The 6,264-nt window shown below is 59.8% G+C and carries 7 protein-coding genes; 4 read left to right on the top strand and 3 right to left on the bottom strand.

The window, feature by feature from the left end:
* From ABSB13_RS10750 to ABSB13_RS10740, 3 genes are all read left to right on the top strand, one after another.
* The coding region (locus ABSB13_RS10750; protein WP_428108073.1) for a helix-turn-helix domain-containing protein at positions 1-227 on the top strand (227 nt) is incomplete at its 5' end.
* Between the two features lie 125 nt (positions 228-352).
* Complete coding sequence (locus ABSB13_RS10745; protein ID WP_428108071.1) at positions 353-571, top strand: hypothetical protein; 219 nt, start codon at positions 353-355, stop codon at positions 569-571.
* Between the two features lie 265 nt (positions 572-836).
* Complete coding sequence (locus ABSB13_RS10740) at positions 837-2,018, top strand: DUF2950 domain-containing protein (protein WP_428108069.1); 1,182 nt, start codon at positions 837-839, stop codon at positions 2,016-2,018.
* A gap of 108 nt (positions 2,019-2,126) precedes the next feature.
* Here the strand turns inward: ABSB13_RS10740 and ABSB13_RS10735 are convergent, their stop codons facing one another.
* Entirely contained in the window at positions 2,127-2,720 is a 594-nt protein-coding gene (locus ABSB13_RS10735) for a hypothetical protein (protein WP_428108067.1), read from the bottom strand.
* 358 nt (positions 2,721-3,078) lie between these two features.
* Here ABSB13_RS10735 and ABSB13_RS10730 point away from each other — a divergent pair, with 358 nt between their 5' ends.
* Positions 3,079-4,155 carry a PHB depolymerase family esterase gene (locus tag ABSB13_RS10730; RefSeq protein ID WP_428108065.1) on the top strand — a complete coding sequence of 359 codons (1,077 nt, stop codon included), beginning with the start codon at positions 3,079-3,081 and terminating at the stop codon, positions 4,153-4,155.
* 25 nt (positions 4,156-4,180) lie between these two features.
* On the opposite strand, the gene rfaD is transcribed toward ABSB13_RS10730, so the two are convergent.
* On the bottom strand, positions 4,181-5,137 hold the full coding sequence (gene rfaD, locus ABSB13_RS10725) for an ADP-glyceromanno-heptose 6-epimerase (RefSeq protein WP_428108062.1): 957 nt from the start codon (positions 5,135-5,137) through the stop codon (positions 4,181-4,183).
* A 42-nt stretch (positions 5,138-5,179) separates the two neighbouring features.
* Entirely contained in the window at positions 5,180-6,208 is a 1,029-nt protein-coding gene (locus ABSB13_RS10720) for a helix-turn-helix transcriptional regulator (protein ID WP_428108060.1), read from the bottom strand.
* Positions 6,209-6,264: the final 56 nt, after the last annotated feature.

Raw genomic sequence — 6,264 nt, 5'->3', positions numbered from 1 at the left:
TCGAGGAATCGCGCGGCACGCTGCTGCGGGTATCTTTCAGCCATAAGGATATCGCCAACCTGGTCGGCGCCTCGCGGCCCAGAGTGACCGAGCACCTGGCGCGATTGGAGCGCGAAAAGTTCGTCATTCGCCAGGGACGACAGATGGTCGTGCAGGTCGCCAAGCTTTTCGATTCCATGAAGGATGCGCAAGCTGCCGCGCATCTGGCTGGTGCGCGTTTAAATTGAGTGACGACCACCGATAAACAGGTGGCGGCTGAAAGGCGTACCATCCGAAATCGCTGACCGCGGGCGTCGCAAAAGGAATCGCAAGACCTGGCTCCGTGTGATCCGCGAGTTTACCGGGTGAAGCTTTGGAAACTGGCCCCAACCCCAACTATGTACGGATCGAGTTGATCGACGATCCGGCCGCGATTGCTGAGTTCGGGTTCGAAGCCAACTGCGAGGGCGACGACTTGATTTGCCGCCGCTGTGGCGATGCGAAGCTGTCGATCGCGGCGATCCTGGTGGTGCCGGCCGGAGGACACGCGCGATGGGCGCTGTGCGCCAAGTGTCTGCTCGAGATGCCCTGAAGCAGCGCAGTCCCCGAACGGTTCAGATTTGAAACCTGAAATCTTGGTATCGTCAGTCAACCTCCAGGCAGAGAGCATCTTATCGAAATGAAAACGGGATCTATCGGCACTCGGAAAGTGACGCTCCTTGCGGCGCTGCTCTTGGCAACTCTGGCGGCGGGTTGTTACGGCCCTGGCTGGGGAGGCGGGGGTTACGGCGGAGGCGGCGGTTGGTGGGGTGGTGGGCCGAGCTACTACTCGACCAACGTCTACCGCGGCTACGGCGGTGGCGATCGGGATTACGGTGGAGGCAGAAGCGAATTTGGCGGCTCTGCTCCGGCCCACGACACCTTTGCCGCGAGCAGTCGCGGGCGCAGCAGCGTTGGCGGCGGAGGCGGCGGACATGCCAGCGGTGGCGGAGGCGGTGATCACGGTGGTGGAGGAGGCACCAGTCATGGCCACTAATCGTCGATGGCAGGGAAAAGCAATGTGTCAACCAATAAATGGTGATCGAATAAGCACGACCGGCCGGCTGGCTTTGTGGGTCTTGTCGGTCAGCCTCGTGCTTGGGTTTGGGATCGATCCGGCGGCCTTGGCGCAAGAGCCTGGCCAGAAGACCTTCGGTTCGGCTACGGAGGCGACCAACGCTTTCTGCGCAGCCGTACAGAATCACGATGAAACGGCGATGCTGGCGATTCTGGGCCCATCCGGACGCGACGTGATTTCCTCCGGTGATCCGGTCGCCGACAAAACCAATCAGGATGCCTTTGTCGCCAAGTATCGTGCGTCGCATCAGTTTGCCAGCGCTCCCGATGGACTGACCTTCCTCTACATAGGCAACGAGAATTGGCCGACGCCGATACCGCTGCAGCACAATCAAACGCAGTGGTACTTCGACACGGCTTACGGCAAGCAGGAAATCTTATATCGGCGGATCGGCTTCAATGAACTGGACGTGATCAAAGTCTGCGCGGCGATCGTCGATGCCCAGCGAGACTATTTCAACGCGCTGCACGACGGCGCCTCGGAGCATCAATACGCTGCGAAGTTCCGCAGCACGGCGGGCACGCAGGACGGCTTATACTGGCAGGTCAAGGGTTCGCAGGGCGAAAGTCCTCTCGGTCCTTTGGTCGCGGAAGCGGCTAGCGAAGGCTATCAACACACCAGCCAGCCGCATCCCTTCCATGGCTACATGTACCGGTTGCTGACCAGTCAGGGAGCCAACGCGCCCGGTGGCGCCAAGAGCTATATCGTCGCGGGCAAGATGACCGGAGGATTCGCGCTGGTTGCCTATCCTGCCAGCTATCGCGACTCCGGAGTGATGACTTTCATCGTCAATCAGGACGGTCAGGTCTATCAAAAGGATTTGGGTGCCGATACCGCCCAGATAGCTTTGGCGATGACGGCGTACGATCCGGATGCGACGTGGCAACCAGCGAGCAAAGCGACTGTTGCCGCGTCACAATAAGCAAAGGATCGCGAGTAGCAGCCCAGCCGCATGCTGGCCCATAGTTAGTCGGTATTATCGAGCGCGAGCCGCGCTCGGATTGCTTTGGCCCACCACCAGCGTGAAGCATCACCATCCCTGTGGAGCGTCCGGGAACCAGCACAGACCTAGCAGGGAGTCGCCCCGCTTGCGGTTGACCGGGGCGAAGACGTCCCACTCTTCGGGTCGGACATCCATTTCAATTCTGGGATAGCCGATTGGCGTGCCACTGCCGACACAAACGAAAGTCTCCGGATCGAAGTCATGGACGCCGTACGCTTGGGCGATGATCGCGCCGATTTCCTGCTGCCATGGCGTCGGCCGGATGTGACGCTTCGGGACGTGCGTCGGATTGCTGGTCAAGGTCCGAAAGCTTGCAGGATGCGCCATGCGTCCGCAGCTCAACACGCGTGACCCGGACCCGAGCCCCGCGGCCATAAACGCACGCCGCTCGAGTTCACGGAACAGGCCGTGGCGGCGCAAGCTGGCATCGACGCAGCACATGCCCGCCAGCGCGACCGCCTGCTGCGGTGCGCGCGGCAGATCCATGATGCGCATCTCGCCTAACGCAAAACCCGCCAGTGCGCCGGCCGACGTTGCGGTCGCGACGAAGCGCAGCCGGACAAGCGAGCGCTCGAGATACGCCTCGTTGGCATCCAGATACGACGCGCGGAACAGCGCCATGATGCGCGCGCGGGCTGGCTCTGCGAGAGTGCTCGTCGCTACGACTTCGAACTCTAAGTCTGCGATGCTGTCGCGCCCGGACAAAAACTGACACCCCCGCCCTGGCAGGATGTTGAAAAATTCAGGTCAGTTGTCGTTTTCGACTTCGAGTGCTTCAACATCCTGCGTAAAAGCTGTCTTCTTACCTATAACATCTCCCCCTTTTGGGGGAGACAAGAGAGAGGGAGCAGGCGTTGAAAATTACTTTTTCAACGCCTGCTAGCCGGAATTTCCGTTTTGGCTCACGGTTACTCGACGGGTTTAGGGCAAGCGGCATCTCTTTTCAAGCGCGTGCTCCTTGATATGCTAAATCAAAGTCGTGAAGAGAATCATTTGCTTGGGCGTGGTCGCCTGCCTGTTTTCATGCGGCAGCGCGACCGGCGATAGCGCCGCGCCGGCTGCATGCGGGCCATTTGGCGATCCGTCAGCCGCGGTAATTTCGCAAGTCAAACCCAATTGCGGCGCAGGTGAGTTGATCGGTCCGTGGAAGGACGCGGACCGCATCGACCGCTACGCTTGCCTCTACCAGCCCAAATCCGCAGGCGCAAATCGCAAGCTGCCAATGATCGTTTACTTGCATCCGTCGCTGTTTTCGGCCGGATGGATTACTCAGACCAATATCCTTGACCTTCAAAATTCCGTCTCACTCACCGATGATCCGAACAACGTCGGATACATCGTGTTGGCTCCCGAGGGGCGCAAGACGACGCACTACTATCCGTTTCCGGACAACACGGGAGTTGGATGGGATAATTGGTATCGCCAGTTGAACCCAAGCGGTGACGTAAAGATCGGAGACATCACCTGGCGCGAAAATGCGGACGCGGCCGCGATCGATCATTTCATTGCGGCCGAAGTCGCGACCGGCAACGTCGATGGCGCCCGGATTTACGTCTCCGGATGGTCCAACGGAGCCGCGATGGGTCTTCTGTATGCGGTGAATCGTCCGAACATCGCGGCGGCGGCCGTTTATTCGGGACCCGATCCGTTCGGCGCCTTCGACGATCCGTGTCAGCAGCGGCCGGTCGCCGGACCGCCCGGGAATAACACGCAGCTTCAAATCTTCAATCCGGCCGCGCGAGTCATGCATATCCATAACAGCTGCGACGTCGGCGGCATCTGTCCCAATGACGAGCGGCTGGCGACCGAATTAAACGCAGCCGGAGTAGTTGTCGATGACGTGATACTCGACAATCACCATCGCCGGGTTTACTCATGTACCGATTCGTGCGGAACCGATCCAAAGGCTCCCGATAAATCAACCGCCAGTATTATGGGATCACTGATTGGCCTTGGTAATCACATGCGATGGCCCAAGGAATCGACGACTGCGATGCTGGACTTTTTTCGGCAGCATCCGCTGAAGCCCGCGCCCGCCAGCGGCGGGCGGCCTTAATACTGAGTGCAGGGGTCACCCCTGCCTAGCCGTGCCCGCGGGTTGACTCTCGATCCCAGGCATTGATCGACTGCGCGATTCCATCTTCCAGGCTCGCAAAAGGCTCGAGGTAGCCGGCACTCCTCAGCGCCGAGAGCTCGGCTTGCGTGAAGCTTTGATACTTGCCGGCCAGGTTCTCGGGAAACGGCACATACTCGATCTCACCCGCACCGATCCGCGCGATTATTATGCTGGCGGCGTCGTTGAAGCTGCGCGGCTGTCCGGTGCCGACGTTAAAGATACCGTTGCGCACGGGACCTTCGGCCAGCGCCAGGTTTACGCGAACGATGTCGTCGACAAAAATAAAATCGCGGCGCTGCTCTCCGTCGGCGTATCCATCGGTGCCCTTGAACAGCCGTGCGCGTCCGCTCGCCTTCAACTGTCGATAGAGCTGATACACCATCGACGCCATTTTGCCCTTGTGGGATTCGCGCGGACCATAGACGTTGAAGTATCGGAGACCGGCCACCGTACTCTCGGACTTCGCGGCAACGATGCGGACGTGATTGTCGAAAGCGAGTTTGGACAGCCCGTAGAGGTTCAGCGGGCGCTCGTTTTCGCGTGACGGCGCAAACGCACGCGATGAGCCGTACACAGCCGCGCTTGACGCATACACCAGTGGAACTTTGCTCGAGAGGGCGAAGTGCAGAATCGACTTCGAAAACGTGAAGTTGTTTTCGATCATGTAGCGGCCGTCGTCGCAGGTGGTGTCGGCGCAAGCGCCCTGGTGAAAGATCGCTTCGATTCGGTCGGGGAGAATCCTGCGCTCGATTGCCCGCACGAATTCCGCGGGCTGCATGAAGTCCGAAAACCGCAGATCGCAAAGGTTGCGGAAATTATCGCCCAGCCGATCCACTACCAGCACGTCGGTGACGCCCTTGGCATTCAGCGCGCCCAGGAGATTGCTGCCGATAAAGCCCGCCCCGCCGGTTAGTATGATCATGGCTTGCCCGCCCGCAAGCATATAATGGATTTCGCCATTGCACTAACTGACGCGGTAAAGGCGCGAGGCTTCAGCATGGCGCTGCGCAATTTCCTTGCGCAAAGACGCGGGCTTGAGCACCTCGATCCACGGCCCCATGCTCATTATCCAGTTCGCCAGCTCCGTCGTGCCCCTGACGGTCATCGTCATGATCGTCGTACCATCGCGGCGATGCGAGAAACGCTGGCTGCGATGTATCGTGCGCGAACGGACGTACGCTTCGGTTTGTTCGCTGTGAATCTTCAGCTCGACTTTGGTCTCGGGGCCTTCGACGATTCCAAAAGTCCCTTCGGTGTGCGCCGCCGGGTTGAAGCCGCGCGGATAGATGAACCGCGTCGAGCTCCCGTCGGGTTGACGAATGAATTCGACCGAGCGGATTCGCTCCACCGCGAGATAGATGATTGCGCTGACACGATGGCTGAAGCCGAGAATGTAAAGTCCGCCGCGGTAGGCGATCAGCGAGTATGGATCGAACTCGTGACGGCGCCCCTCGCCGGTCAGACCGGCGTAATCGACTTTGAGCCGAACCTGATCCAGCAGCGCCCGCAAGATTACGTCGAGTTGCTCGCTGAACTCACCGTAGTCCTTCGGCGCGTAAGGGACCGCGTAGAACTTGCGCTCGAGGTCGGACAGCCGCGTCTGCTGGGTAAGGCTCAGGTTCTGATAAATCTTCTCCCACAGCCCTTCAACGCCCTCTTCCAGCACCGTGCCCTCCAGGAACTTGAGCACGGTCAGCGAGAAATACAGCAGCGCGACCTGGTACGAGGATGCCTCCGCGGCTTTCATCGAACTGACCAGCCGAAGTTTGCGCTCGCCGCCCGTGCCGGCAACTTCAACGATCGGAGCGCCGCGCCAGTCGAGCAGATCGCTGCGGATCGCCGACACGTAACGGGCAAGTGTGCGCTCGGAAATTTCCAGGCTTTCCTCGATCGCCTTGAAACTCCAGCCGTATGGTTTCGAGAACAAACCGACGGCGATGCGTGCCAGCCGAATCGCCGCGCCGTAGGTTGGTTTGCGGCCAGGTTTCTTCATGATCGTATCCTCTGCGCAAGCTTGCCGATCGAATCATCCCGCCCATCCGATGACAA

This window comes from Binatus sp. (SeqCode), from assembly GCF_050013435.1.
In the GTDB taxonomy this organism is placed as follows: Bacteria; Desulfobacterota; Binatia; order Binatales; family Binataceae; genus Binatus.
The sequence above is the reverse complement of the archived record's forward strand: the minus strand, read 5'-3'. Positions and strand labels throughout refer to the sequence as shown.